Here is a 23740-nt window from a genome sequence, read left to right as displayed (position 1 = left end):
CAAACGGAGAGACTGGCATGGCCATCTGGAGCAAGCTTTTCACCCTCGGTCGTGCCGGCGCGCACGAAGCGGGGTCGGCGGTCGTCGACGCGAACGCCCTGCGCATCCTCGACCAGGAAATTCGCGATGCCGATAAGGCGCAGGGCAAGGCGCGCGACGATCTCGCGGGGTTGGTCGCGCGCCGCCGCATTCTCGAAACCGAAGTCGAGAGCTTCCGCGCTCAGGCTGCGAAGTATGAGGCCTCAGCGCGGATCGCGGTCGAGAAGGGCAACATGGATCTCGCGCGTCAGGTCGCGCAGAGGATCGCCGATCTCGAACAGGACATCGCGCTGAAGACCCCGCAGGTCGAGGACATGCGCGCCGCCGAGGAGCAGATCCACACCGCCGTCGCGCAGACCGACCGCAAGATCGAACAGCTCCGCCGCGAGGTCGAGGTCGTGAAGGTCAACGAGTCGGTACAGAAGGCGCAGGCTTCGGTCGCGTCGGGCAGCATGGGCGCGGGCAACAAGCTCGGGTCGGCGGCGGACAGTCTCGCGCGCATTCGCGAGCGACAGGCGATCCGTGGCGAGCGGATCAAGGCGGCGGGTGAGTTGGAAGATCGTCGCACCGGTGCCGATCTCGACGAGAAGCTGCGGCTGGCGGGGATCGGCCCCGGCCAGTCGTCCGCCGACGATGTCCTCGCGCGCCTGACGGCGCCCAAGACGCCGCAAGTCGGCCAGACGCTGCAGATCGAGCAGCGCGACGACAAGACGTCGGACTCCTGATGCGCCGGATCGCGGTCGACCCGCGCGGCGACTGGCGCGAACGGGCCGACGCGATCGGATTCGTCTATCACGACACGGACGGCGAGCCGTATTGGGACGAAGGCGCGGCCTACGCCTTCACGCTGGCGGAGATCGAGGACGACCTCGAGCCCGCGGCGGAACAACTCCATGCGATGTGCCTCGATCTGGTCGACGAGGTGGTTCGCGACCAGCAGTTGATGGAACGCCTCGCGATCCCGCGCGAGCAGTGGAACTACGTCGCCGAGACGTGGCGGACGCGCCAGCCATCGCTCTACGGCCGGTTCGATTTCGCCTATGACGGCACCGGCCCGGCCAAGCTCTACGAGTATAATGCCGACACGCCGACATCGGTGTTCGAATGCGCGACGTTCCAGTGGATGTGGCTGGAGGATCTGCTCGCCAGCGGTGCTTTGCCGGCGGGGACGGATCAGTTCAACAGCCTGTTCGACAAGCTGCGCGAACGCTTCCGCGCGCTGTTCCCGAGCGGCGGTTTCGTCCATTTCGCGGCGGATGCGTCGGCGATAGAGGACCGGCAGACGGTGCGGTTCTTCGAGGATCTCGCCTCGCAGGTCGGGATCGAGCCGAAGTTCGTCGAGATGAAGGACATCGGCCTCGCCGCCGACGGCCGCTTTATCGACACCGATGGTTTCGAGGTGCAGGCGGCGTTCAAGCTGTACCCGTGGGAGTTCATGCTCCGCGAGCCTTATGCGCCCAACCTGTCGCGCGCCGACGTGCGCTGGATCGAGCCGGCGTGGAAGTCGATCCTGTCGAACAAGGGCATCCTGCCGCTGCTGTGGGAGCGGCATCCCGAGCATCCGAACCTGCTCCCCGCGTTCTTCGACGACGATCCTGCGGCGAAGATCCTCGGGCCGAAATATGTGCGCAAACCGCTGTTCTCGCGCGAGGGTGCGAACGTCGAGGTGATCGGCGAGAGCGGCCACGCGGTGCTCGACCAGGGCTATGGTGCCGAGGGCGCGATCCGCCAGGCCTATGCGCCGCCACCCGTGTTCGACGGCCGTCATCCGGTGATCGGTGCGTGGATGGTCGGCAACGAAGCCGCGGGGATCGGCGTTCGGGAAGATGAAACGGTCGTGACGCGCAATCTCGCGCGGTTCGTGCCGCATATCATCGAGGCGAATGATGACTGAAGCGCGAGAGCTACCCCCGCTGCCGCCGATGGAGCGGCTGATCGAACTGATCTTCGACGCCGCACGGACGGGGCGCGACGAGATGATCCCCGCGCTGGTGCAGGCAGGCGTCGATATCGAGGTGACGGATGCCAAGGGCTACACGCCGCTCGTGATCGCCAGCTACAACGGCCAGGCCGAAGCCACCGCGGCTCTGCTCGCCGCCGGCGCCCAGGTCGACGGCGCCGCGGACGCACGCGGCAACACCGCGCTGATGGGCGTCTGCTTCAAAGGCTATACCGAGATCGCGCAGATCCTGCTCGACGCGGGCGCCGACGTGAACCGGCGCAACGGCGTCGGACAAACGGCGTTGATGATGGCCGCGCTGGTGAACAAGACCGCGATCATCGACCTGTTGCTGGAGCACGGCGCGGACCCGGCGATCGTCGATGCGGCCGGGAACAGCGTGCATTCGCTGGCAGTGTCGCAATGGAACACGGCGTTGGCGGCACGTTTTGCCAAATCGCTGGACGGATCCGCAACCTAACCCACCGTCATCCTGACGAAAGTCAGGACCCAGGGCCGCAAGGGCAACTGCTCGTAATTCTGGGTCCTGACTTTCGTCAGGATGACGTCGAGAAGGAGGTGCCGTCGCGGTCATCCGCCCCATGCGTCTTCGGCAACACCGCTCCGACATGCGCCTCACCTCGCGCTTCAGCTAACCGAACCTGCCGCTCACGCTCCGCATACCCAGCCCGCTGAACCTCGTCCCGCGCATCATGACATGCCGGACAACTCACCCCCTCGACATACAGCGGCGACGACCGATCCGCGACGCTAACCGGCATCCGGCACGCATGGCATAGGACATGACTTCCCAACGCCAGCCCATGTCGAACCGCAACCCGCTGATCGAACACGAAACATTCTCCCTCCCATAGGCTCTCCGCCGCGGGCACGGTCTCCAGATACTTCAAAATGCCGCCCTTGAGGTGATACACCTCGTCCAGCCCCTCGGCCTTCAGGAACGCGGTCGACTTCTCGCACCGTATCCCCCCGGTGCAGAACATCGCGATCTTCGGCGGCGGGCCGTCCCCGACTAGTTCGTCACGATGCTCGCGAAACCACGCCGGAAAGTCGCGAAACGTCCGCGTCTGCGGATCGACCGCGCCCGCGAACGTGCCGACCGCAACCTCGTAATCGTTGCGCGTATCGATCACGATCGTCCCCGGCTCGGCGATCAGCGCGTTCCAGTCCTCGGGCTCGACATAATGGCCGACGCCTTCCAGCGGATCGATCGCAGGCTCGCCCATCGTCACGATCTCGCGCTTCAGCCGCACCTTCATCCGGTGGAACGGCATCGTCTCGGCGCGCGACTCCTTGACGTCGAGATCGGCACACCCCGGCAGCGCGCGGATATGCGTGAGCACCGCGTCGATGCTCTCTTCGGAGCCGGCGATCGTCCCGTTGATCCCCTCGGCGGCGAGCAGCAGCGTCCCCTTCACCCCGTTGGAACAGCACACGAGCGCAAGCGGCGGCTGGATCGCGGTGATGTCGGCGAACGGCGTGAAGCGGTACAGCGCCACGACGCGGATGGGGAGAATTTCGGTCATCGGTCTATCATGCTGGGGTGAGGCGCAGTCCCTTAGAGCAAGTCGCCCTCCGCGTCAGCCTGCGGTGACGATCATCCCGGCGACCACGGCGACGGGCCAGGGCGTCAGCCTTGTTCCACCGCAAGGCCCACCGACGCACGCGCCACTGTCGATCTCGAACAAAGCGGAGTGCCAGCTGCACGCGATCAGGTCGCCGCGCGGCGTGAGATAGTCGTCGAGCACCTGCGCGAGCGGCAGGCCCATATGCGGGCAGCGATCGACATAACCGAACACCGCATCGTCCTTACGCACCACAAAGCCGTGGAAGCGACCAGCGCGCATCTGGAGCACGAAATTTCGCGCCTTGCCGTCCGCGATTGCATCGAATGGTGCGAGTTTGATCCCGCCCGGTGTTGCGGTCAGCCGTTCGCCGTCGCTCACGCGCGGTCGGCGTCCGGCTGCCGGTCTGGATGCGCGGCGGCGAAAGCGGGGAGGGCGCGGGCCTTGTCAGCGGCGCTCTTGAGATGCGGATAGGGCGAGAGATCGACCGCGAATCGCTCGGCCGAATAGACCTGTGGCACCAGATGGCAGTCGGCGATCGTCGGCGTCGCACCGAACGCGAAGCCATCCCCATATTGCGCGATGAGCGTCTCCAGCGCAGCGAACCCGTCGCCGATCCAGCGTGCGATCCAGCGGCTCACCGCCGCCTCGTCCGCCCCGAAATCGGTCCGCAGGGCGTTCAGGATACGAAGATTGTTCACCGGATGGATGTCGCAGGCAATCGTCGCCGCCATCGCGCGGATGTTCGCCCGGCCGTTCGCGTCGGCGGGGAGCAGCGGGGGATCGGGATAGGTCTCGTCGATCCATTCGAGGATTGCCGGGCTCTGCGTTAGGACCGCATCGCCGGTTTCCAACGCGGGGACCAAGCCTTGTGGGTTGAGCGCGCGATACCCCGCCTCGCGCTGCGCGCCGGCTCGGAGATCGTGCGCGACCTGTTCGTAAGCGACGCCCTTCAGCGCCAGCGCGATGCGGACGCGGTAGGCGGCGGTCGAGCGCCAATAGCCGTGCAGCGTAAGGCTCACTTCGGCAGGACCGCCTTCGGGAAGTCCGACCAGACCGCATCGTAATCGAGCTGCGAATGCTCTAGCGCATAGGCGGTCGGCTTGTACGGCCAGCAGCTCTCCAGCATGAACGCCATCGTCCCGTCGATCTTGTGCGGCTTCAGATCAGCCGCGCTCGCACCTTGCCAGCTCGCCAAATCGGGGCCGTGGCCGGACATGAGATTGTGCAGTGAGATACCGCCCGGCGCGAACCCCTCGGCCTTCGCATCGTAGGCGCCGGTGATCAGCCCCATCGCCTCGGACATGACGTTGCGGTGGAACCAGGGCGGGCGGAACGTCCCCTCGGCGACCATCCAGCGCGGCGGGAAGATCACGAAATCGGCATTAGCCCGGCCGGGCACGTCGCTCGGCGAGGTCAGCAGCGTGAAGATCGACGGATCGGGATGATCGAAGCTAACGGTGTTGATCGTGTTGAAGCGCGACAGGTCGTATCGCCACGGCGCGAGGTTGCCGTGCCACGCCACGACGTCGAGCGGCGAGTGATCGAGCGTCGTAGTCCACAGCGATCCCATGAACTTTTGGACAACCTCGACCGGTTCATCGCGGTCCTCGAACCACGCGACCGGCGTCTCGAAATCGCGCGGGTTGGCAAGACCATTGGCGCCGATCGGGCCGAGATCGGGCAGCCGAAACAGCGCGCCGTGGTTCTCCGCGACATAGCCGCGTGCTTCGCCATCGGGGAGTTCGGCGCGGAAGCGGACGCCGCGGGGCACAAGCGCGATCTGGCCGGGCGCGATGTCGATGCGGCCGAGCTCGGTAAGCAACCGGAGTCGCCCGGACTGCGGTACGAACAGCAGTTCGCCGTCCGCATCCATAAACACGCGCTCGGTCATGTCGGTGTTTGCGGCATAGACGTGGAGCGCGACGCCTTCGAGGTCGGCGGGATCACGGTTGGCGAGCATCGTCGTCATGCCGTCGATCAGGTCGGTATTCGACGCGGGGGACGCGATCGGATCCCAGCGCAGGCGGTTGGGCGCGAGCGGCGCGTCGGTGGTGCCGGGCGCGAACCGCTCGGCGCCGGTGTAGCGCTCGAACGGCGAATGCTCCGCGGTCGGGCGCATGCGGTAGAGCCAGCTACGGCGGTTCTCGTGACGCGGCGCGGTAAACGCGGTGCCGGACAGCTGCTCGGTATAGAGCCCGAACGCGAGGCGCTGCGGCGAATTGCGCCCGATCGGCAACGCGCCGGGGATTGCCTCGGTCGATACGTGGTTGCCGAAGCCGGGCTGGTACGCCGCATGGTCTTCGGTCTGGCCGGCGGTCTCGCCTGCGGCGTCGATTGGCTGGTGAATTGTCATGGCTTCCTCTCCGTCACCTGTTCCCATCAACGCCCGAACCGCCGGCCGTTCAAACTCTGATTCTCACCCAAAAGGATGAGGTAATTCCATCGACCATCTGCCGTATGGTGGACGACGGTGCCGCAAATACTTCGTCACCCCGGACCTGTTCCGGGGTCCACCGTGCCGCAAACCAACTGCTTCAGGTTATGCGAAACCGTGGATGCCGGACCAAGCCCGGCATGACGGATAAACTCGCTTTCGACAGCCGCCTTTTCAGTTTGGCTCAAGCGTCGACAGTGATCACGCCGCGGCGGATCTGGTCGAGCTCGATCGACTCATACAACGCCTGGAAATTGCCGTTGCCGAAGCCTTCATTCCCCTTGCGCTGGATGATCTCGAAGAAGATCGGCCCGAACATGTTCTCGGTGAAGATCTGCAGCAGCAGGCCCTCTTCACCGACATTGCCGTCGATCAGGATGCGGTTGCGGCGCAGGCGTTCGAGGTCGTGGCCGTGGTTCGGTACGCGCTTGTCGACCAGCTCGTAATAGGTCTCGATCGTGTCTTGCAGCTTGACGCCGCGCGCGCGCAGCTTCTCGACCGTCTCGAAGATATCGTCGGTCGTCAGCGCGAGATGCTGGATGCCCTCGCCGTTGTAATCCTTGATGAATTCCTCGATCTGGCTCTTGTCGTCCTGGCTCTCGTTGAGCGGGATGCGGATCGCGCGGTCGGGCGCGATCATCGCCTGGCTGAACAGCCCGGTCGCCTTGCCCTTGATGTCGAAATACTTCTGCTCCTCGAAGCCGAAGATCTGGCCGTAGAACTCGGCCCAGGTCCGCATCTGGCCACGCTTCACGTTGTGCGTGAGGTGATCGAGCAGGTCGAGACCGACGTTGTTCTCGGCTTCGGCTTCGGCCGCCCCCGGAACCTGGTTCCAGTCGTCGTACAGGCTGCCCGCCGCGCCATGCTTGTCGACGAGATACAGCAGCGAACCGCCGATCCCTTCGAGCACATAGCTGCCCTCGCCGAGCGCGCCCATGCTGGCATCCGCCGCTTTGGCGCCACGTGCGAGGGCCGCGTCGAACGCTTCCTTGGCGTCGTGAACGCGGAACGCCATGCCGCTCGCCGATGGGCCGTGATCCGCGCGGAACGCCGCCGCATGGCCGCCGTCCTCGCGGTTGAGGAGCAGATTGATGCGGCCCTGCTTGTAGCGGGTTACGGCCTTGGTCGGGTGGGTCGAGGCGGCGACGAAGCCGAACTGCTCGAACTGCGCGGCCATCCGGTCGGGATCGGGCGAGGTGAACTCGGCGAACTCGAACCCGTCGAGACCCATCGGGTTTACGTCCATATGATCAGACTGGGGCATATGGTCCATGACTCGATCCTCAAATTGGTATCTGTTGTTACCAATCTGGCGCCTTGAACAACTGGTGTCAATCGTTACGATCTCGCCATGACTGACCGCGCACTCGTCCTGGACGATTTTATACCGTATCGTCTGTCGATCACCTCGAACCTCGTCAGCGAAGCGGTGGCCGACACCTACGAGGCGTTGTTCGGACTGACGATCCCCGAGTGGCGGCTGGTCACAGTGGTGGCCGAAGCGGGCGGGATCACACAGCAGCAGATCGGCCAGCAGACCCGCATGGACAAGGTGACCGTCAGCCGCGCGGCGATCGCTCTGGTCGAGCGCGGGTTGATGCAGCGGCACGCGAACCCGGAGGATCGTCGCTCGCATTTGCTGAAGCTGACCGAGGACGGGCACACGCTCTACGCGTCGGTAGCGCCGAAAGCGCTCGATCTGGAGCGGCGGATCTTCGCCGGGTTCTCAGCCAAGGAAGTCGAGCAGTTCGTGGCGATGCTGCGACGGATCGACGCGGTGACGATCGACCTCGTTCAGGAGTCCCACGGCGGTGTCGGCGACCAGAGGCCGCGCAGGTAATCGAGCAACGCGGCGGTGCCGGACGACACCGGCCCGCGTGCGTGCACCGCATAAATGCCGACGTCCGCAGACCCGGCCAACTCCGGCAAGACCCGTACGAGCCGACCGCTCGCCAGGTCCGCGCTCACATCCCAAAGCGAGCGCAGTGCCATGCCGACACCCGCCAGCGTCAGTTCGCGGACGACCTCACTGGAATTGGTCGCGACGTAGCTCGGGCGGTCGATCGTGACGTCGCCGTTCGGCCCGGCCAGTCGCCACGGCATCTGGCCTTTCGCCGCGAGGAGACGGTGTTTCGTGAGGTTGGCCGCGTCGTTTGGCGCGATGTAGCTCGGCGCTGCGCAGAGAACGCGGCGGCTGTCGGCGAGACGATAGCCGGTCAGGCTCGGCGGCACGGCAGGCGCGATCCGGATCGCGAGGTCGAGCCGGTCGCCGATCACATCCGAGAAACCATCCGACAGATCGAGGTCGAGTTCGATCGCAGGGTGCGCATCGAGGAACGGCTTCAGGTGCGGCGCGATGTGCAGCCGGCCGAAGGAGGTGGGAGCGCTGACCCGGAGCGGTCCGGCGGGCGTCTCGGCGCGGTCGGACACGCGCGCCTCGGCATCGCGGATCGCGGCGAGGATCTCCACCATGTCTCGGTGATACGCCGCGCCGCGAGCGGTCAGCTCTAGCCGCCGCGTCGTCCGGTTGAGCAACCGCACGCCGAGCCGTGCCTCCAGTCGCGCGATCCGTTTCGACACCATCGCCGGCGATATGCCGAGCGAACGCCCCGCCGCGCTGAGGCTGGCAGTGCGGACCACTTCGGCGAAGAGGACGATGTCAGGATCCATTCGTTCTCCAGACGATCAACAGCTTTCGGTTTATAGTGTCTAGTGGCGAAGGTGGCCGGCGTCTATTGTGCTGCGAGAACATAGGAGAGCAGCATGGCCGTGATGATCGACACCTATCAGAATCGGGCGGGTCTGAAGATCGCCGCATCGCTGGTGGACTTCATCGAGGCGCAGGCGCTGCCGGGTACGGGGCTCGATGCTGTGGGGTTCTGGCAAGGCGTGTCCGACATCTATGCCACGTTTGCGCCTGAGAATGCCGCGTTGCTGACGGTTCGCGACGACCTCCAGGCGAAGATCGACGCGTGGCACGAAGCCAGCGCCGGCAAGCCAATCGACCAGCCCGAGTACCAAGCGTTCCTCCGCGAGATCGGCTATCTGGTCGACGAGCCTGCACCGTTCGCGGTCGCGCCGACCAACGTGGATGCAGAGGTCGCCTCGCTCGCCGGCGCACAGTTGGTGGTGCCGATCCTCAACGCCCGGTTCCTGCTGAACGCCGCGAATGCGCGCTGGGGAAGCCTGTACGACGCGCTCTACGGCACCGATGCAATTCCGGGCACGGCGTCCGGCAAGGGCTACGACGCCGCCCGAGGCGCGCAGGTAATTGCCTGCGCGAAGGCCTTCCTCGACGATGCCGTGCCGTTGACGAACGGATCGTGGACCGACTGGACCGGTGGTAAGCCTGAACTCGCCGATCCAGGCCAGCTTGTCGGGTATGCAGCCGACAATATCCTGTTGCGTCACAACGGCCTGCACATCGAACTCGTGATCGATCCTCAGCATCCGATTGGTCGAGACGACCCCGCGAACCTTGCCGATGTCGTGCTCGAATCCGCGCTCAGCACGATCGCCGATCTGGAGGATTCGATCGCTGCGGTCGATGCCGAGGACAAGGTCGCCGCCTACGCCAATTGGCTCGGGCTGATGAAGGGCGACCTGACCGCCAGCTTCGACAAGGGTGGCCGCACGGTCACGCGCGCACTCGAACCGGACCGGCAGTATACCGCTCCCGACGGCAGCGGGTTCACGCTCCCCGGCCGCAGCCTGATGTTCGTCCGCAACGTCGGTCACCTGATGACAACGCCCGCGATCCTGCTCGCCGACGGCAGCCAAGCGCCGGAGGGTATCCTCGACGGCATCGTCACCTCGCTGATCGGCTTGCACGACCTGAAGGGCACAGGCCCGATCCGCAACAGCCGCGCGGGTTCGATCTATATCGTCAAGCCGAAGATGCACGGCCCCGACGAAGCCGCCTTCACCAACGGGCTGTTCGACGCGATCGAGGACCTGCTCGGCCTCGCGCGCCACACGATCAAGGTCGGCGTGATGGACGAGGAACGCCGCACCTCCGCCAATCTCGCCGCCTGCATTGCCGCGGTGAAGGACCGGGTCGTATTCATCAACACCGGCTTCCTCGACCGCACCGGCGACGAGATGCACACCTCGATGCGCGCCGGCCCGATGATCCGCAAGGGCGACATGAAGGCCTCGTCGTGGATCAAGGCATATGAGGATCGCAACGTGCAGATCGGGCTCGCCTGCGGGCTGAGCGGCAAGGCGCAGATCGGCAAGGGCATGTGGGCCGCGCCGGACCGGATGGCGGACATGCTCGAGCAGAAGATCGCGCATCCGATGACCGGGGCGAACACGGCGTGGGTGCCGTCGCCGACCGCCGCGACGCTGCACGCGACGCACTACCACCGCGTCGACGTGTTCGCGCGACAGGCGGAGCGCAAGGCCGAGCCGATCGTGTCGCTCGATGTGCTGCTGACGATCCCGGTCGCGACCGGGCACAACTGGCAGCCGGACGCGGTTCGCGAGGAGCTGGAGAACAACGCGCAGGGGATTCTCGGCTATGTCGTGCGCTGGGTAGACCAGGGCGTCGGCTGTTCGAAGGTGCCCGACATCCACGACATCGGCCTGATGGAGGACCGCGCGACGCTGCGGATCAGTTCGCAGCACATGGCGAACTGGCTGCTCCACGGCATCGCCACGCCCAACGATGCGGACGCGGCGCTGCGGCGGATGGCGGCCAAGGTCGATGCGCAGAATGCGGGCGATCCGCTGTATCGGCCGATGGCGGGGCATGAGGACGAGAGCCTCGCATTCCAGGCCGCCCGCGCGCTCGTGTTCGATGGCCTCGCTCAGCCGAGCGGCTATACCGAACCGCTGCTCCACGCTTTCCGCGCGCGGGCAAAGGAGAGGGACGCCGCCTGATGCCGCTCTACGCGATCGAGGGTAAACGACCAACGCTAGCCAACGATGTCTGGGTAGCGCCGTCCGCCGACGTGATCGGTGACGCACGACTGGGGGAGGGGGCCGGCGTCTGGTTCGGGGCGGTGATCCGCGCGGACAACACGCCGATCCTCGTCGGTGCGCGGACCAATATCCAGGAGGGTGCGATGCTGCATTCCGATCCCGGCGCGCCGTTGACCGTCGGGGAGGGCTGCACGATCGGCCACCACGCGATCCTCCATGGCTGCACGATCGGCAGCAACGTGCTGGTCGGGATGGGGGCGACGGTCCTCAACAACGCGGTGATCGGTGACGATTGCCTGATCGGCGCGAATGCTCTGGTGACCGAGGGCAAGGTGTTTCCGGCCGGCAGCCTGATCGTCGGTTCACCGGCGAAAGCGGTACGGGCGTTGTCGCCGGAAGCGATTGCCGGGCTGAAGATGTCGGCTGCTGCGTATGCGGCCAAGCAGCGTGTCTATGCAAACGGGCTCGAACGGATCGACGACTAGGGGCCAGCGCATCGCGCCGGCCCCCGTCACGTCAAAGCCCGAAGCGCAGCGTCGCGCGGAAGTCGCGGCCGGCGAGCGGGGCGAAGTCCTTGAGGAAGCTGGTCGCGCGCCGCGCATTCACGTCGAACAGGTTGTTCGCGCTCAGCAGCAACGTCGTCTTCGAATCCTTGCCGAACGGGCTGAACCCGATCGACGCGTTGACCATCGTATAGTCGTTGGTCTTCGTCTCGAACGCGGCGATGCGGTTCTGGTCGAACACGTGCTCCACCTCGACGCGGCCGTTAAGCCGGTCGCCCTGCGCCTCGATCCCGCCGAGCACGCGCATCGGCGGGATGCGCGGGACCGGGCCCTGGTCGACGATGTTGGCATGGACGTAATCGCCCAGCACGTCGGCGTTGACCGCATAGCCGCCGATCTGCGCGACCTTCACCGATGCGTCCGCCTCGAACCCGTAATAGCGGGCATCGGCCTGCTGATACTGGAAGCAGGGCAGGTCGACGGTGCGGCCCGAGGGATCGGCCGCCGCCTGGCAGACCGACAACGCAACCTGGTTTTCCGAGATATAGTTCGAGAACCAGTTGTAATAGGCCGACGCGTCGAAGCTGAAGCCGTCGCCATGCGCGTGCAGCGTGCCCTCGAGCCCCCAGGACTTCTCCAGCTTGAAGTCCGGATTGCCGAGTTCATACGCCTGCGTGCCGGCATGCGCGCCGTTCGCGAACAATTCCTCGGCCGACGGCGCACGCTCGGTCCGCGAGGCGTTCAACCCGACGCGGATGCTGTCGGTCAGTGCGTAGGACGCACCGAGCGACCCCGACACCGAATGATAGCTCTGGCTGCCGCGGAAGAAACGCAGATCGTCCTCGGGCGTGCGTGCGGCGAGATCGGTGATCTCGTAGCGCACGCCGCCCTCGGCACGGAACTTGCCCGACTCGTATTGCTGGAGCGTGAAGAGGCCGGTCTGGTTGGTTTCGTTCTTCGGCAGGAAGGCCTCGTCGCCAGCCACGTTGAAGATCCGGTTGTAGAACTGCACGCCCGATGCGCCCTGCCAGCCGCCGCGGTTCGCCTGGACGACTTCGAGGCGTCCTTCGAGGCCCTTGTTGTAGAAGGCGGTGCCGACCGAATTGTCTTCCTCCAGTTCGAAATGGCGATAGCTCGCCTGGCCGACGCGGACGCGGATCTTGCTCAGCACGTCACCGCCGGTGTCGATCTCGCCGCGCAGGTCGACGCGGTTCTGAACGACGTCGAGGCGCGGTGCCTCCTGCTCCTGCCCGGCTTGCGTGGCGTAGCGGATCGGCACGCCGTACAGGCTGTCGTAATGGCTGTACGACACGCCGAGGCTGCCATTGTCGGTGATGATCGACGCGCCTGCACCCGCCGTCCAGGTCTCCGACTGGGTGTTAGGGAGCTTGCCCTTCAACTGCGCCGATGCGGCATAGTCGATCGGATCGGCCTCGTTCGGATCGATCGGCTGTGCGGCGGTCGCCAGCGCCTGTGCGCGGGCGTCGCGCGACAGGATGTAGCCGCCGGTCCGCAGGTCGCCCGACTTCAGATACGAGCCGTCCGCATGCAACACGAGGTGCTGGCCGACCGCAACGTCGCCGGCCATCCCGCCCGAGCGTTCGTTCGCTGCCGAGCCATAATTGGCGATCCCGTTCAACCGGTAGCCGTTCTCGGGCACCGACCGCGGGATGCGCGTGTCGATGACGTTGACGACGCCGCCGACCGCCGACGTGCCATATAGAAGCGCGCTGGGTCCGCGGAGGATCTCGATGCGCTCGGCGAGCAGCGGATCGATGATGACCGCGTGGTCGACTGAGGTGTTAGACACGTCGATCGAGCCGATCCCGTCGGTCAGCACGCGGATGCGATCACCCTGGAAGCCGCGAAGGATCGGACGCGAGGCGCTCGGCCCGAACGACGACGCCGACACGCCGGGCTGGCGCGCAAGCGTCTCGCCGATCGACGGGCGCAGCTGGCGCGTGAGTTCCTGGCCGGTGAGGACGGTGGTACCCTGCAACACGTCGCGCTCGCTGGTCTGGAGCGGTGCGGTCACGATGATGTCGCGCTGGTTGGTCGAGCCGACCGATACTGGCGCAGGTGCAGGAGTGGGTTTTGCAGGATCGGCAGCATTCGTCTGGGCGTGAGCCTGAGAGGCGAGGAGGGCAGCCAGGGCGGTGGCGCCGAACAGCATCGTCTTCATGAAATTTCCCTATCGTCGTCGGGGTGTCGTCCCTGTACGACTCGTCGGGTAGATTTGATGATACATCATATCAAGTGACAATCTTGCCATGTGCGACGATGGCGCAGGCAGTGTGACCGCAATGCAACATGGATGGGCGGGGCGTCGGCTCCGATGGCCACGGTTGCGACCGTCATCCTGACGAAAGTCAGGACCCAGAGTTACGGGCGGAGCGCTGCCTGGCTCTGGGTCCTGACCTTCGTCAGGTACGAGGGGGCTCGATCTATCGATCGTCGCGGGTTTGTCCGTCGAACCCTAGTCGCGCCTTCAGGTATTGCGACGGCTCGCGCTGGTCTCTGCCGCCGCCGCCGGCAATATTCGCGCAAGGCGGTCCGCCCACGCCGCGCAGCCGGCACGGTCGGCAAGCAGGTCCTGTCGAACCTCGATCTCCGCATAGGGCCGCTGCTGCGGATACGCATGGCGCGGGATGGTGTAGTCGATCAGGTCCATGCGGTAGGGTTCGTTGTCGCCGACAACCAGGTCGGCCTCGTCGCGCAAGACGTCGAGTAGCGCATCGGCGAACGCGGTATCGCCGCCGTCGTGCAGAATGCCGATGTGCCAAGGCCGCGCCTGATCGCGCAACGCGCCTTTCATCGCAGGCGTGAAGCTGTGCAGCGCGACCAGCACCGTCGTCATCCCCGCCGCATCGCGCCGCGCGATCTCCGCAGCGATGGTCCCTTGATACGGGGTATGAATCTCCGCGAACCGCGCCGCACGATCGGCCTCCCCGAGCCCGGCATTGCCCGGCACCACGGTCCCGTCGGTGACCTCGGCGATCAGATCCGGCTGGCTTGGGCTCCGGTTGCAGTCGATCACCAGCCGCGAATAGGTCTGGCGGACGAACACCGCGTCGAGCCGCTCCGCCAGCATCGCGCCCAATTCGCCGATGCCGATGTCCCAGCCGATGTGCCGCGACAGGTCGGCGTCGCTCAATCCCAGCGACTTCAACCGCTTCGGCACCGCATTTCCGGCATGATCGCCGATCAGCAGGAACGATGACGCGCCTTTGGGGTTGACCACCGTGACCGGTGCGGCATCTTCGGTCCCAAGCAGCGTTTGGCTGGCAGTGCTGTTCATGCGACGTGGATCCTCGATGCCATCTCTAACGCTCTCTCATGTAACCAAATACTCGTATCGCCAACCGGTTGCGTTCGGCGAGCATCGGATCATGGTCCGGCCGCGCGAAAGCTACGACCAGCGCCTGATCGACGCCACGCTGACGATCAGCCCCGAACCTTCCGACGTGCGTTGGCTGCACGACGTGTTCGGCAATTCGGTAGCGATCGCCACCTTCGCCAAGCGGGCGAAGGACCTCGTGATCGACAGCACCGTCCACCTCGATCACACGCCGGGGGAATTGCAGCGGGTCGATATCGAGCGGTATGCGCGGCAATATCCTTTCACCTACTCGTCGGAGGAAATGCCCGACCTGCTGCGCTCGATCGAGCGCCAGCATCATGATCCGCAGCGCGAGATCGACAGTTGGGCGCGCCGCTTCGTCGGGGTCGGCGCGAAGACCGATACGCTGGCGATGCTGTCGGAGATGACCGCCGCGATCAAGCGCGAGTTCACCTATGTCCAGCGTCCCGAAAAGGGTACGCAGACGCCGATCGAGACGCTCGCTAAGCGCAAGGGCACCTGCCGCGACTATGCAATGCTGATGATCGAGGCGGTCCGCGCGCTCGGTTTCGCGGCACGGTTCGTCTCGGGCTATGTCTACAATCCTACTCGTCGGGAGCATCGGACCGGCGGCGGCAACACGCATGCCTGGGTGCGCGTGTATCTGCCCGGCTCGGGCTGGGTCGAGTTCGATCCGACCAACGGCATCGTCGGCAATCGCGGCCTCGTCCGCGTCGCCGTCGCGCGCGATATCTACCAGGCGGTGCCGGTCTCCGGCACCTGGAGCGGCTTTCCCGGCAGCTTCCTCGACATGAGCGTGTCGGTCGACATCACCGTCGACGAGGATGCCGAGGGCACTGCCAACGACCATCAATCATCGCGAACTGCGTGACACCAGGCATCTAAGGGGGACATCGATGCTGATCCGAGCCGGCTATGACATTCGTTTCGAAACCGACGTCGCAACGCCGATGATGGCGATGCTCAGCCTGCATCCGTCGCGCAACAAGGATCTGGTGACGCCGCATCGGCTCGCCGCCGATCCCGATGTGCCGACCTATGATTATCTCGATGCGTTCGGCAATGTCTGCTCGCGGTTCACCGTTCCCAAGGGTGGCCTGACGCTGTCGTGCGACTTCACGATCGAGGACAGCGGCCTGCCGGACCCCGTCTTCCCCAACGCGGTCCAGCATGCGGTCGAGGATCTGCCCGACGAGATCCTAATCTACCTGCTCGGCAGCCGCTATTGCGAGACCGACCGCCTTTCCGAAACCGCGTGGTCACTGTTCGGCCACGTCCCCGCCGGCTGGCAGCGCGTCCAGGCGATCGTCGACTTCGCGCACGAGCATGTCGAGTTCGGCTATCATTTCGCGCGGTCGACCAAGACCGCGTGGGACGTCTATCAGGAGCGCCAGGGCGTGTGCCGCGACTTTGCGCACCTCGCCATCACGCTGTGCCGCTGCATGAACATCCCGGCGCGCTACTGCACCGGCTATCTCGGCGATATCGGCATCCCGCCGGTCGACGCACCGATGGATTTTTCCGCGTGGTTCGACGTGTATCTCAGCGGCACGTGGCACACGCTCGATGCGCGCCACAATCGCCCGCGGATCGGCCGGATTCTGATGGCGCGCGGACGCGACGCGACCGATACCGCGCTCACCACCAGCTTCGGTCCGGCGCGTCTGGTCGGCTTCGACGTTCATACCGACGAGGTCGAAGCCGTCAGGTAAACCGGCTACGGGGTCAAGTTAAGCCTTGTCGCGCGTGTCGCGTTCGGCCTAACGGCACCGCTCACCCTCAACTTATGCTGCGATGCACAACATGACCTCTACCCCAGACCAGTCCGCCCCGTCCAACGCAAATGCGCTGCTGCTGCAGGCGATCGCGCTGCGCCAGTGCATCACCGCGACCTATAATCGGATGGTCTGCACGCTGGCGCCGCACATCCTCTACACCAAGCATGACGACGTGTTCGTCGACGCGATCACGCTGGAGCGCGACGGTCAGCCGCCCAAGGAAATCAAGCTCGGCACGTTCAAGCTCGCTGGTCTGAAGGACATCGAGGTGATCGATCGCCCGTTCGTCCCCGACGCGATCTTCAACCCCGGCGACATCAAGTACGACCGCGTAACCTTGTTCGTAGTCGACCGCACCTGAGCTTGATACCATCCTCCCCCGCCAGGGGGAGGTGTCGCCGAAGGTGACGGAGGGGGAGGACACGGAACGGCAGTTTCGCCTGCCTCCCCCTCCGACTGGCAAGAGCCAGCCACCTCCCCCTGGCGGGGGAGGATCAAGAAACGACCGTTCTCACGCCGCCGGCGGCAACCACGCTGTCTCGATCTCGCCATACCGATCGGTAAAGCCGGTCGCGGCGACCAACCCCGCCTCGTCAACGATCCGCACCCGCCGCCCGGTCCGCTCGATCACGCCGGACTTTTCCAGCGCCCTGATCGTCCGGTTGACGTGCACCTTGGTAAGCCCGAGCGCATCGCCGATGTCGGTCTGCGTCAGCGGCAGGTCGAACGAGTCGACGATACCCCCCGCCGTCACGCGCAGCCGCGCCATGATGTCGAGCAGCAACGTCGACAGCCGCTCGCTCGCGCCCATCCGCCCGATCGTCGTCAGCCGGTCGCTCATCGCGACATTCTCGGCGGCAGCGATGGCGTAGAGCAGCCCGGCGATCCGCGGTTGCGCGCGGAACAGCAGCCCGAGTTCGGTCTTCGGCAGTTCGACGACCCAGCAGTCCGAGATCGCGGTCAGCGTTGCCGCCGCCTGCGACCAGGCCATGCTCGACGTGCCGATCAGGTCGCCGGCATAATGAAACCGCAGGATCTGCCGGCCGCCGGTGATCAACTTGGTCGAGGAATGCAGCCACCCCTGGCGCACGACGTACAGCGCATGGCTCTCGCCGCCTTCCGCCATCAGGATGTCGCCGGCCTTCAACCGCCGCTCGCCGCGCTCGGCTCGCGTGATCGCCTCGCGCTCCGCATCGGTCAGGTCGAGATGTCGACCAAGCCGTGCGATCAAACCGCTTAATTGCATTGCATCGCCCTGTGTGTCCTAGCCCTCGGTATCCCTCATGTCGGCGTTGCACCAACCGCGCGGCGCGCGAAAGGGGGAATGCGAGCCACCGGATGCGGCGAAACGGGACGAGCCAACGATGGGCCCGCCGGTTGCCTGCGGTTCGAACCCAGAGCCGTGCGCCAAGTGTTTCCGATCATTCGGCCTTTTTCAGCGCGCTCTCGACGACCGGTGCGACGCGGGTCGCGATCTTATTCACGCCGGTTCGATTGGGATGGACATGATCGGCCTGCATCAACTGCGCATTGCCGATCACACCGTCGAGAATGAACGGGTACAGGGTCGCATGATAGCGCTTTGCAAGATCGGGCCATATCGTGTTGAACTGTGACGAAAAGTCCGGTCCAAGATTAGGCGGTGCCATCATGCCCGTCAGCACGACCGGGATGCCGCGGCGCTTCGCCTCGTCGAGCATCGCGGTCATGTTCGTGCGCGTTTCAGCCGGCGAAATCTGCCGCAACACGTCGTTGCCACCGAGTCCGATCAGGACCAGATCCGGCTTGCGCGCCATGTTGTCGAGCGCGAACGCGAACCGTTGCCGCCCCGCCGCGCTCGTGTCGCCGGATACGCCGGCGTTGACGATCGTCGCGTTGATGCCGTCTCGCCGCAGTCGCGCCTGCACCGCGTCCGGCAGGCTCTGGCCGCGGTCGAGCCCATAGCCCGCGTATAGACTATCGCCGAAAGCCAGGATCAGCCGCTCGGGTCCACTCGGGGCGGGCACTTCCACGACAGGTGTGACCGCGTTCGTAGCGGGAGCCGGGGCAGGGGCCTCGGCCGCCCGGTCGCACGCGCTCAACAGCGCGGCTTGGAGAAGCGCCAGTCCGCCCCCATAAAGAGGCCAGCGTCGCATCTGTTTCTCCAAGATATTGGTCTCCATGTCCGAACCTGCTTCCGCCGATATGGTGATCTCGGCGCGCGATGTCACGCTGACACTCGGCGCTGCCACCGCCGCGACGACGATCCTCAAGGGCATCGATCTCGATATCGCCCGCGGCACCAGCGTCGCGCTGCTCGGGCCGTCGGGGTCGGGCAAGTCGTCGCTGATGGCGATCCTGTCCGGGCTCGAACAGGCGAGCGGCGGGCGTGTGGAAGTCGCCGGGCTCGATTTCGGCATGCTCGACGAGGACGCTTTGTCGTGGGCGCGGCGGGGGCGGATCGGGATCGTACTCCAGGCCTTCCACCTTTTGCCGACGATGACCGCGCTCGAGAATGTCGCGGTGCCGATGGAACTGGCGGGGATGTCCGACGCGTTCGCGCGCGCCGAGGCCGAACTGGGCGCAGTCGGCCTTTCGCACCGGATCGGCCATTATCCGACGCAATTGTCGGGCGGCGAGCAACAGCGCGTGGCGATCGCCCGTGCGCTCGGGCCCAGGCCGGACATCGTCTTCGCCGACGAACCGACCGGCAACCTCGATGCGACGACCGGCGCCGCGATCATGGACCTGCTGTTCGACCGCCGTGCCGCCACCGGCGCGACGTTGATCGTCATCACGCACGACCCCATCCTCGCGGCACGTTGCGACAGGATCGTCGAACTTGGCGACGGCCAAATCGTCGCGGACCGGTTACGGTGAACGACTGGCGGCTGGCGTGGCGGCTTGCGCGGCGCGAACTCGACCTGCGGTTTCGCGGGCTGCGCCTTTTGCTGGTGTGCCTGTTCCTTGGCGTCGGTGCGCTCGCCGCAATCGGCAGCTTGACGCGCGCCATCGACACTGAACTGGCGTCTCGCGGTAGCGCGATCCTCGGCGGCGACGTCGAGTTCGCCGCCTCGCAGCGCGCCGCCACCCCCGCCGAACGTGCTGCGATGGCGCGGCTGGGGACAGTCTCCGAAACCGTGCGCATGCAGGCGATGGCGGTGCGCGGCACCAACAGCGTCCCGATCGAACTCAAGGGCGTCGATCGCGCCTATCCGCTATACGGTACGCTGGCCTTGCGCGGAGATGCGGCAAAGGTGCTCGATGCGAACACCGTCCTGATCGTGCCGGCGCTGGCCGATCGTCTCGGGATCGCGCGGGGCGCGCAATTGAAGCTCGGCACCGCGACCTTCACGGTCGGCGGCATCGTTACCGGCGAGCCGGACCGGCTGGGCGAAGGCTTCACGCTCGGGCCGGTCGCGATCGTCTCGCTAGCCGGCATCGCGCGGACCGGGCTGGTCCAGCCGGGCAGCCTGTACGAAAGCAAATATCGCGTCCGCCTCCCCGAAGGTGTCTCGCCAAAAGTCGCCGTCGACCGCTTCAAGGCGGCGTTCGCGACCGCCGGTTGGGAAACCAAGACGCGCGATCGTGCCGCCCCCGGTGCCGAGCGCTTCGTCGACCGCATGGGGCAGTTCCTGCTGCTGGTCGGGCTGTCGGCGCTGGTCATTGCCGGGATTGGCGTCGGCAACGGCGTGTCCTCCTATCTCGCCGCGCGCCGCGGGAGCATCGCCGCATTGAAGGTTCTCGGCGCGACGTCGGGGATCATCGGGCGGATCTACGTGCTGCAGGTGGCGGTCGTCGCGGCGATCGGCATCGCCGCCGGCCTCGTCGCGGGCGTCCTCACCGTGCCGCTGATCGTGTGGCAGGCGGGGGACGTGCTGCCCGTCGCGCCGCGCTTCATGCTCCAGGTTGCTCCTTTGGCTCTTGCCGCGGCCTACGGCATGTTGATCGCGCTCGCCTTTACCGCGCCGCCGTTGATCGAGGCCGGTCGCATTCCCGCCGCCGGGCTGTTGCGCGGCGTGCCGGGCGAGCGCCCCGTGCCGTTGCGCAAGACCTTGCCTTGGGTGCTCGCCGCCGGCGCCGCGATCGTCGCGCTCGCGTTGCTCACCGCCGAACAGCCCGCACTGAGCGCCGGGTTCCTCGCGGCGGTGGCCGGCGTGCTGGCACTCCTGGCCGCGTTCGGGTGGGGCGTCCGGCGGAGTGCCGCACTGTTGCCCCGATCGCGCCGCCCGCTGCTCCGCTTGGCGATCGCAGGTCTTCATCGGCCCGGCGCAAGGACCGGCACGCTGATCGTCGCACTCGGCCTGGGACTGACCCTGTTCGTCCTGCTGGCGGCGATCCGCACGAGCATCGACGCCAATATCGAGCGCACCGTGCCGCAGCGCGCGCCGGCCTTGTTCGCGCTGGACGTCCCGCCCGATCGCGAAGCCGATTTTCGCCGCACCATCGAGGGTATCGCGATCCACCCGGTGATCCGCACCGTGCCGGCGATGCGCGGCACGATCACTGGCTACGGGACGACGCGGGTCGCCGACCTGAAGACGCTGCCCGAAGGGGCGTGGGCGTTACGCGGCGAACGCGGCCTGACCTATTCCGCGACCTTGCCCGAGGGGAGCGAGCTGACCGCCGGCCGTTGGTGGCCGCGGTATTATCGCGGCTCACCGTTGGTCTCGATCGACGAGCGTCTGGCGAAGGCGCTCGACCTCAAGATCGGCGATCCGCTCACCTATACCCTGCTCGGGGTCGAGCGGACTGCGCGGATCGCATCGTTCCGGCGGATCAGCTGGGATACGCTCGGCTTCAACTTCGTCATGGTGTTCTCGCCCAACGCGGTCGAGGACGCGCCGCACAACCTGGCGGCGACGATCGATCTCGTGCCGGGCGAGGAATCGATGGTGATGCGCGCGTTGCTGCCCCGCTTCCCGTCGGTGTCGGTCATCGAGGTGCGCGGCGTGCTGGGGCAGGTCCGCGCGATCGTCTCGCAGATGGCGACCGCGATCACGGCGGCGGCGTCGGTCGCGATCCTCGCCGGTATCGCCGTGCTGATCGGTGCGATCGCCGCCGCACGCGAGGCGCGTACCTATGACGGCGTGATCCTGCGCACGCTCGGCGCGACGCGACGCCAGGTGCTCGCGGTCCAGGCGCTCGAATACGCGTTCCTAAGCATTGTGCTATCGCTCTTGGCGCTCGCGCTCGGGCTCGGCGGGGCGTGGTATGTCGTCACGCAGCTGTTCAGCTTCCAGTGGCTGCCGGATTATGCGGCGGTCGCGGTGACGCTGGTTGGCGGGGCGGGGCTGACGATGGCGATTGGGCTGATAGGCGCGTGGCCGATCCTCGGCGCACGCCCGGCACAGGCCTTACGGCAACTCTGACGGCACGTTTGCGCGCGCACCGCGTTAGGTCGGAGGATACCGGGACCGAGGGGCAAGACGCTGAGCAAAGGTGAGTTACGAGCCGAGCATGAGGCCACCAGCCCGTGGTCGATGTCGGCCCGCGAATGGTGGAAGGTCCTGAAGCGGACCTGGACCGAGGCGGGCGAGGACAATATCGGCCTCATCGCGGCAGGTACAGCGTTTTACGGGTTCGCCGCGATCGTGCCTTTGCTGGCGTCGATCGTGCTGATCTACGGTCTCGTCGCCGATACCGAGACCGTCGTCGCCAACATCCGCGCGCTGTTCCACGTCCTGCCCGACGATGCCGCACGCGTAATCGGCGATCAGCTCACCACCGTGGTCGGCACGTCCGAAGGCAAGAAGGGCTTCGGTCTCGTTATCGCGCTCGGCATCGCGCTATATGGTGGCACGAAGGGCGCCTCGTCGATCGTCACCGCGCTGAATATCGCGTATGAACAACGCGAAACCCGCGGATTCATCACGCTGAACCTGCTCGCCTTCGCGATCACCGGCGGCGCGGTGATGCTGGCCTTGGTCGCGGCGCTGTCGACTGCGGCGTTCGCGTTGCTCGACGGCTTGATCCCGAACGCGCCTCACGTCCTGCTCGTCGCGATCCGGCTCGTCAGCTATGCGGTGCTCGCAGCCCTGGGCGTGACCGCGGCGGCGTGCCTGTACCGGTTCGGCCCAAACCGCCACAAGGCGAAATGGACGTGGCTTACCCCGGGATCGCTCGCGGCGACGCTGATCTGGCTGGCCGCCACGATCGGCTTCGGCGTCTATGTGTCTCGCTTCGGCAATTACGGCGCGACTTACGGATCGCTGAGCGCCGTCATCGTGTTGCTGACTTGGCTCTGGTTGTCGGCCTATGTGTTCCTGCTCGGCGCCGAGCTCAATTCCGAACTCGAGCACCAGACCAAGCACGATACGACGACCGGCGCAGCGCAACCTTTGGGCGATCGCGGCGCCACCGTCGCAGATACCGTCGCCATCGAAGGCCCACCGATTGCACCGGCACCCCCACCACCATCCGGCGGGGCAGGGCGGTTGGTACTCGCGCATATAGCTGGCGCCGATGGAAACCTCCCCGCGTCGCTGTTTGCACTTGGCGGATTACGTGCCGTACGCCGCGGGGCAACGGTCACGGGCATCGGTCTGCTCGTGACCAGTGCGGCGCTGGCATCTCGCAAGCGGCCATCGGCGAAGCCGTAATGCCGCACCCCCGACGCACCAAGCTGTTCTTCGACGGTGGCTGTCGCCCGAACCCGGGCGCGATCGAGTGTGCCGTCGTCCATAAGGGCGTACCATATTACCAGCACAACTACGGCCACGGCACGAACAGCGATGCAGAGTGGCTCGCAGCCATTCATGCCCTCGAAGTCGCCCGGCAGAACGGCGAACGCGACATTGTCCTGCTGGGCGATTCGACCCTCGTCGTAACCCAGGCCAACGGCACGGCGCGCTGCCGCACCGCGGCACTCGAAGCCCATCGCGCGAGGTTCGCAGAACTTGCCCACGGCTTCGACTCCATTCGCATTCGTCATATCGGCCGAGCGCAAAACCTTGCCGGGATTGCGCTTGCGCGCCTCCACCCCCGCTAGGAGGCCGGGAGGGCGCTTTTGGTCTGGAAACCGAAAAACTGACCTCAAACTGTAAAAAAGCATTTGACGGGTTTGTGAGGTGGCCCTAGAGGGGTGTCACCGCAGCGAACGGCCACACGGTCTGGTTGCCGCGGTCGCAGAAAACCAGATGCTCCAAATCTTCCGCGAGGGAGGTTATGCGAGTGTCGGTATTTTTGTCGG

At 66.0% G+C, this 23740-nt stretch carries 23 protein-coding genes; 13 read left to right on the top strand and 10 right to left on the bottom strand.

The window, feature by feature from the left end:
* Positions 1-17 precede the first annotated feature (17 nt).
* Genes U1737_RS19605 through U1737_RS19595 form a run of 3 tightly spaced genes read left to right on the top strand, consistent with a single transcriptional unit; the run spans position 18 to position 2459 of the window.
* Positions 18-764 carry a PspA/IM30 family protein gene (locus U1737_RS19605; RefSeq protein WP_187502087.1) on the top strand — a complete coding sequence of 249 codons (747 nt, stop codon included), beginning with the start codon at positions 18-20 and terminating at the stop codon, positions 762-764.
* A complete protein-coding gene (locus U1737_RS19600; protein WP_248521540.1) occupies positions 764-1933 on the top strand; it encodes a glutathionylspermidine synthase family protein in 1170 nt (389 codons plus the stop codon). The genes U1737_RS19605 and U1737_RS19600 overlap by 1 nt, the downstream gene beginning before the upstream one ends.
* Positions 1926-2459, top strand: a complete 534-nt coding sequence (locus tag U1737_RS19595) for an ankyrin repeat domain-containing protein (protein WP_332797967.1) — start codon at positions 1926-1928, stop codon at positions 2457-2459. Before U1737_RS19600 ends, U1737_RS19595 begins: the two co-directional genes overlap by 8 nt.
* Before the next feature lie 76 nt (positions 2460-2535).
* On the opposite strand, the gene trhO is transcribed toward U1737_RS19595, so the two are convergent.
* The 5 genes from trhO to hppD form a co-directional block, all read right to left on the bottom strand.
* A complete protein-coding gene (gene trhO, locus U1737_RS19590) occupies positions 2536-3525 on the bottom strand; it encodes an oxygen-dependent tRNA uridine(34) hydroxylase TrhO (RefSeq protein ID WP_332797966.1) in 990 nt (329 codons plus the stop codon).
* 54 nt (positions 3526-3579) lie between these two features.
* Positions 3580-3945, bottom strand: a complete 366-nt coding sequence (locus U1737_RS19585; RefSeq protein WP_332797965.1) for a Rieske (2Fe-2S) protein — start codon at positions 3943-3945, stop codon at positions 3580-3582.
* The gene (gene maiA / locus U1737_RS19580) at positions 3942-4586 is read right to left on the bottom strand and encodes a maleylacetoacetate isomerase (RefSeq protein WP_332797964.1); all 645 of its coding nucleotides are present in this window, start codon (positions 4584-4586) and stop codon (positions 3942-3944) included. Before maiA ends, U1737_RS19585 begins: the two co-directional genes overlap by 4 nt.
* The gene (hmgA, locus tag U1737_RS19575; protein ID WP_332797963.1) at positions 4583-5920 is read right to left on the bottom strand and encodes a homogentisate 1,2-dioxygenase; all 1338 of its coding nucleotides are present in this window, start codon (positions 5918-5920) and stop codon (positions 4583-4585) included. Before hmgA ends, maiA begins: the two co-directional genes overlap by 4 nt.
* A gap of 265 nt (positions 5921-6185) precedes the next feature.
* A complete protein-coding gene (gene hppD / locus U1737_RS19570) occupies positions 6186-7274 on the bottom strand; it encodes a 4-hydroxyphenylpyruvate dioxygenase (protein ID WP_443027163.1) in 1089 nt (362 codons plus the stop codon).
* Between the two features lie 78 nt (positions 7275-7352).
* On the opposite strand from hppD, the gene U1737_RS19565 reads away from it, so the two are divergent.
* Positions 7353-7841 carry a MarR family winged helix-turn-helix transcriptional regulator gene (locus tag U1737_RS19565; protein WP_248521533.1) on the top strand — a complete coding sequence of 163 codons (489 nt, stop codon included), beginning with the start codon at positions 7353-7355 and terminating at the stop codon, positions 7839-7841.
* Here U1737_RS19565 and U1737_RS19560 read toward each other — a convergent pair.
* Positions 7796-8671 carry a LysR family transcriptional regulator gene (locus tag U1737_RS19560; protein ID WP_332797962.1) on the bottom strand — a complete coding sequence of 292 codons (876 nt, stop codon included), beginning with the start codon at positions 8669-8671 and terminating at the stop codon, positions 7796-7798. The two genes, U1737_RS19565 and U1737_RS19560, sit on opposite strands and share 46 nt — an antisense overlap.
* Before the next feature lie 93 nt (positions 8672-8764).
* On the opposite strand from U1737_RS19560, the gene U1737_RS19555 reads away from it, so the two are divergent.
* Positions 8765-10885 (top strand): malate synthase G, encoded by a 2121-nt coding sequence (locus tag U1737_RS19555; protein WP_332797961.1) that lies wholly within the window; start codon positions 8765-8767, stop codon positions 10883-10885.
* Positions 10885-11412, top strand: a complete 528-nt coding sequence (locus U1737_RS19550; protein WP_332797960.1) for a gamma carbonic anhydrase family protein — start codon at positions 10885-10887, stop codon at positions 11410-11412. Before U1737_RS19555 ends, U1737_RS19550 begins: the two co-directional genes overlap by 1 nt.
* 31 nt (positions 11413-11443) lie before the next feature.
* On the opposite strand, the gene U1737_RS19545 is transcribed toward U1737_RS19550, so the two are convergent.
* Both U1737_RS19545 and U1737_RS19540 read right to left on the bottom strand, forming a co-directional pair.
* Positions 11444-13612: a TonB-dependent receptor gene (locus U1737_RS19545; RefSeq protein ID WP_332797959.1), complete on the bottom strand. Its 2169-nt coding sequence runs from the start codon at positions 13610-13612 to the stop codon at positions 11444-11446.
* A gap of 306 nt (positions 13613-13918) precedes the next feature.
* Positions 13919-14728 carry an N-formylglutamate amidohydrolase gene (locus tag U1737_RS19540; RefSeq protein WP_248521528.1) on the bottom strand — a complete coding sequence of 270 codons (810 nt, stop codon included), beginning with the start codon at positions 14726-14728 and terminating at the stop codon, positions 13919-13921.
* A gap of 16 nt (positions 14729-14744) precedes the next feature.
* Between U1737_RS19540 and U1737_RS19535 the strand changes: the two genes are divergently transcribed.
* The 3 genes from U1737_RS19535 (at position 14745) to U1737_RS19525 (ending at position 16930) form a co-directional block, all read left to right on the top strand.
* Complete coding sequence (locus tag U1737_RS19535) at positions 14745-15662, top strand: transglutaminase family protein (protein ID WP_248521527.1); 918 nt, start codon at positions 14745-14747, stop codon at positions 15660-15662.
* A gap of 25 nt (positions 15663-15687) precedes the next feature.
* Positions 15688-16503 (top strand): transglutaminase-like domain-containing protein, encoded by an 816-nt coding sequence (locus U1737_RS19530; RefSeq protein WP_248521526.1) that lies wholly within the window; start codon positions 15688-15690, stop codon positions 16501-16503.
* Between the two features lie 91 nt (positions 16504-16594).
* Entirely contained in the window at positions 16595-16930 is a 336-nt protein-coding gene (locus U1737_RS19525; protein WP_128454646.1) for a hypothetical protein, read from the top strand.
* Between the two features lie 150 nt (positions 16931-17080).
* Here the strand turns inward: U1737_RS19525 and U1737_RS19520 are convergent, their stop codons facing one another.
* Complete coding sequence (locus tag U1737_RS19520; RefSeq protein ID WP_248521525.1) at positions 17081-17815, bottom strand: Crp/Fnr family transcriptional regulator; 735 nt, start codon at positions 17813-17815, stop codon at positions 17081-17083.
* Positions 17816-17990: 175 nt separating this feature from the next.
* Positions 17991-18704, bottom strand: coding sequence for an arylesterase (locus U1737_RS19515; protein WP_332797958.1), 714 nt, complete (start codon positions 18702-18704; stop codon positions 17991-17993).
* A gap of 25 nt (positions 18705-18729) precedes the next feature.
* Here U1737_RS19515 and U1737_RS19510 point away from each other — a divergent pair, with 25 nt between their 5' ends.
* The 4 genes from U1737_RS19510 to U1737_RS19495 all read left to right on the top strand — a co-directional run bounded on the left by U1737_RS19510 (position 18730) and on the right by U1737_RS19495 (position 23539).
* Positions 18730-19428, top strand: coding sequence for an ABC transporter ATP-binding protein (locus U1737_RS19510; RefSeq protein WP_332797957.1), 699 nt, complete (start codon positions 18730-18732; stop codon positions 19426-19428).
* The gene (locus U1737_RS19505; protein ID WP_332797956.1) at positions 19425-21920 is read left to right on the top strand and encodes an ABC transporter permease; all 2496 of its coding nucleotides are present in this window, start codon (positions 19425-19427) and stop codon (positions 21918-21920) included. Before U1737_RS19510 ends, U1737_RS19505 begins: the two co-directional genes overlap by 4 nt.
* Positions 21921-22031: 111 nt before the next feature.
* Complete coding sequence (locus U1737_RS19500) at positions 22032-23150, top strand: YihY/virulence factor BrkB family protein (RefSeq protein ID WP_332797955.1); 1119 nt, start codon at positions 22032-22034, stop codon at positions 23148-23150.
* Positions 23150-23539: a reverse transcriptase-like protein gene (locus tag U1737_RS19495; protein ID WP_332797954.1), complete on the top strand. Its 390-nt coding sequence runs from the start codon at positions 23150-23152 to the stop codon at positions 23537-23539. The genes U1737_RS19500 and U1737_RS19495 overlap by 1 nt, the downstream gene beginning before the upstream one ends.
* Positions 23540-23740 lie beyond the last annotated feature (201 nt).

Source organism: Sphingomonas fucosidasi, assembly GCF_036663855.1.
Taxonomy (GTDB): Bacteria; Pseudomonadota; Alphaproteobacteria; order Sphingomonadales; family Sphingomonadaceae; genus Sphingomonas; species Sphingomonas faeni_B.
Note: the sequence above shows the minus strand (reverse complement) of the source record. Positions and strands in the feature narration are given on the sequence as shown.

Coding starts and splice junctions, on each gene's coding strand:
- U1737_RS19605 (WP_187502087.1), top strand. CDS start 18: ATGGCCATCTGGAGCAAGCTTTTCACCCTCGGTCGTGCCGGCGCGCAC.
- U1737_RS19600 (WP_248521540.1), top strand. CDS start 764: ATGCGCCGGATCGCGGTCGACCCGCGCGGCGACTGGCGCGAACGGGCC.
- U1737_RS19595 (WP_332797967.1), top strand. CDS start 1,926: ATGACTGAAGCGCGAGAGCTACCCCCGCTGCCGCCGATGGAGCGGCTG.
- trhO (WP_332797966.1), bottom strand. CDS start 3,525: ATGACCGAAATTCTCCCCATCCGCGTCGTGGCGCTGTACCGCTTCACG.
- hmgA (WP_332797963.1), bottom strand. CDS start 5,920: ATGACAATTCACCAGCCAATCGACGCCGCAGGCGAGACCGCCGGCCAG.
- hppD (WP_443027163.1), bottom strand. CDS start 7,274: ATGGACCATATGCCCCAGTCTGATCATATGGACGTAAACCCGATGGGT.
- U1737_RS19565 (WP_248521533.1), top strand. CDS start 7,353: ATGACTGACCGCGCACTCGTCCTGGACGATTTTATACCGTATCGTCTG.
- U1737_RS19560 (WP_332797962.1), bottom strand. CDS start 8,671: ATGGATCCTGACATCGTCCTCTTCGCCGAAGTGGTCCGCACTGCCAGC.
- U1737_RS19555 (WP_332797961.1), top strand. CDS start 8,765: ATGGCCGTGATGATCGACACCTATCAGAATCGGGCGGGTCTGAAGATC.
- U1737_RS19550 (WP_332797960.1), top strand. CDS start 10,885: ATGCCGCTCTACGCGATCGAGGGTAAACGACCAACGCTAGCCAACGAT.
- U1737_RS19545 (WP_332797959.1), bottom strand. CDS start 13,612: ATGAAGACGATGCTGTTCGGCGCCACCGCCCTGGCTGCCCTCCTCGCC.
- U1737_RS19540 (WP_248521528.1), bottom strand. CDS start 14,728: ATGAACAGCACTGCCAGCCAAACGCTGCTTGGGACCGAAGATGCCGCA.
- U1737_RS19535 (WP_248521527.1), top strand. CDS start 14,745: ATGCCATCTCTAACGCTCTCTCATGTAACCAAATACTCGTATCGCCAA.
- U1737_RS19530 (WP_248521526.1), top strand. CDS start 15,688: ATGCTGATCCGAGCCGGCTATGACATTCGTTTCGAAACCGACGTCGCA.
- U1737_RS19525 (WP_128454646.1), top strand. CDS start 16,595: ATGACCTCTACCCCAGACCAGTCCGCCCCGTCCAACGCAAATGCGCTG.
- U1737_RS19520 (WP_248521525.1), bottom strand. CDS start 17,815: ATGCAATTAAGCGGTTTGATCGCACGGCTTGGTCGACATCTCGACCTG.
- U1737_RS19515 (WP_332797958.1), bottom strand. CDS start 18,704: ATGCGACGCTGGCCTCTTTATGGGGGCGGACTGGCGCTTCTCCAAGCC.
- U1737_RS19510 (WP_332797957.1), top strand. CDS start 18,730: ATGTCCGAACCTGCTTCCGCCGATATGGTGATCTCGGCGCGCGATGTC.
- U1737_RS19500 (WP_332797955.1), top strand. CDS start 22,032: ATGTCGGCCCGCGAATGGTGGAAGGTCCTGAAGCGGACCTGGACCGAG.
- U1737_RS19495 (WP_332797954.1), top strand. CDS start 23,150: ATGCCGCACCCCCGACGCACCAAGCTGTTCTTCGACGGTGGCTGTCGC.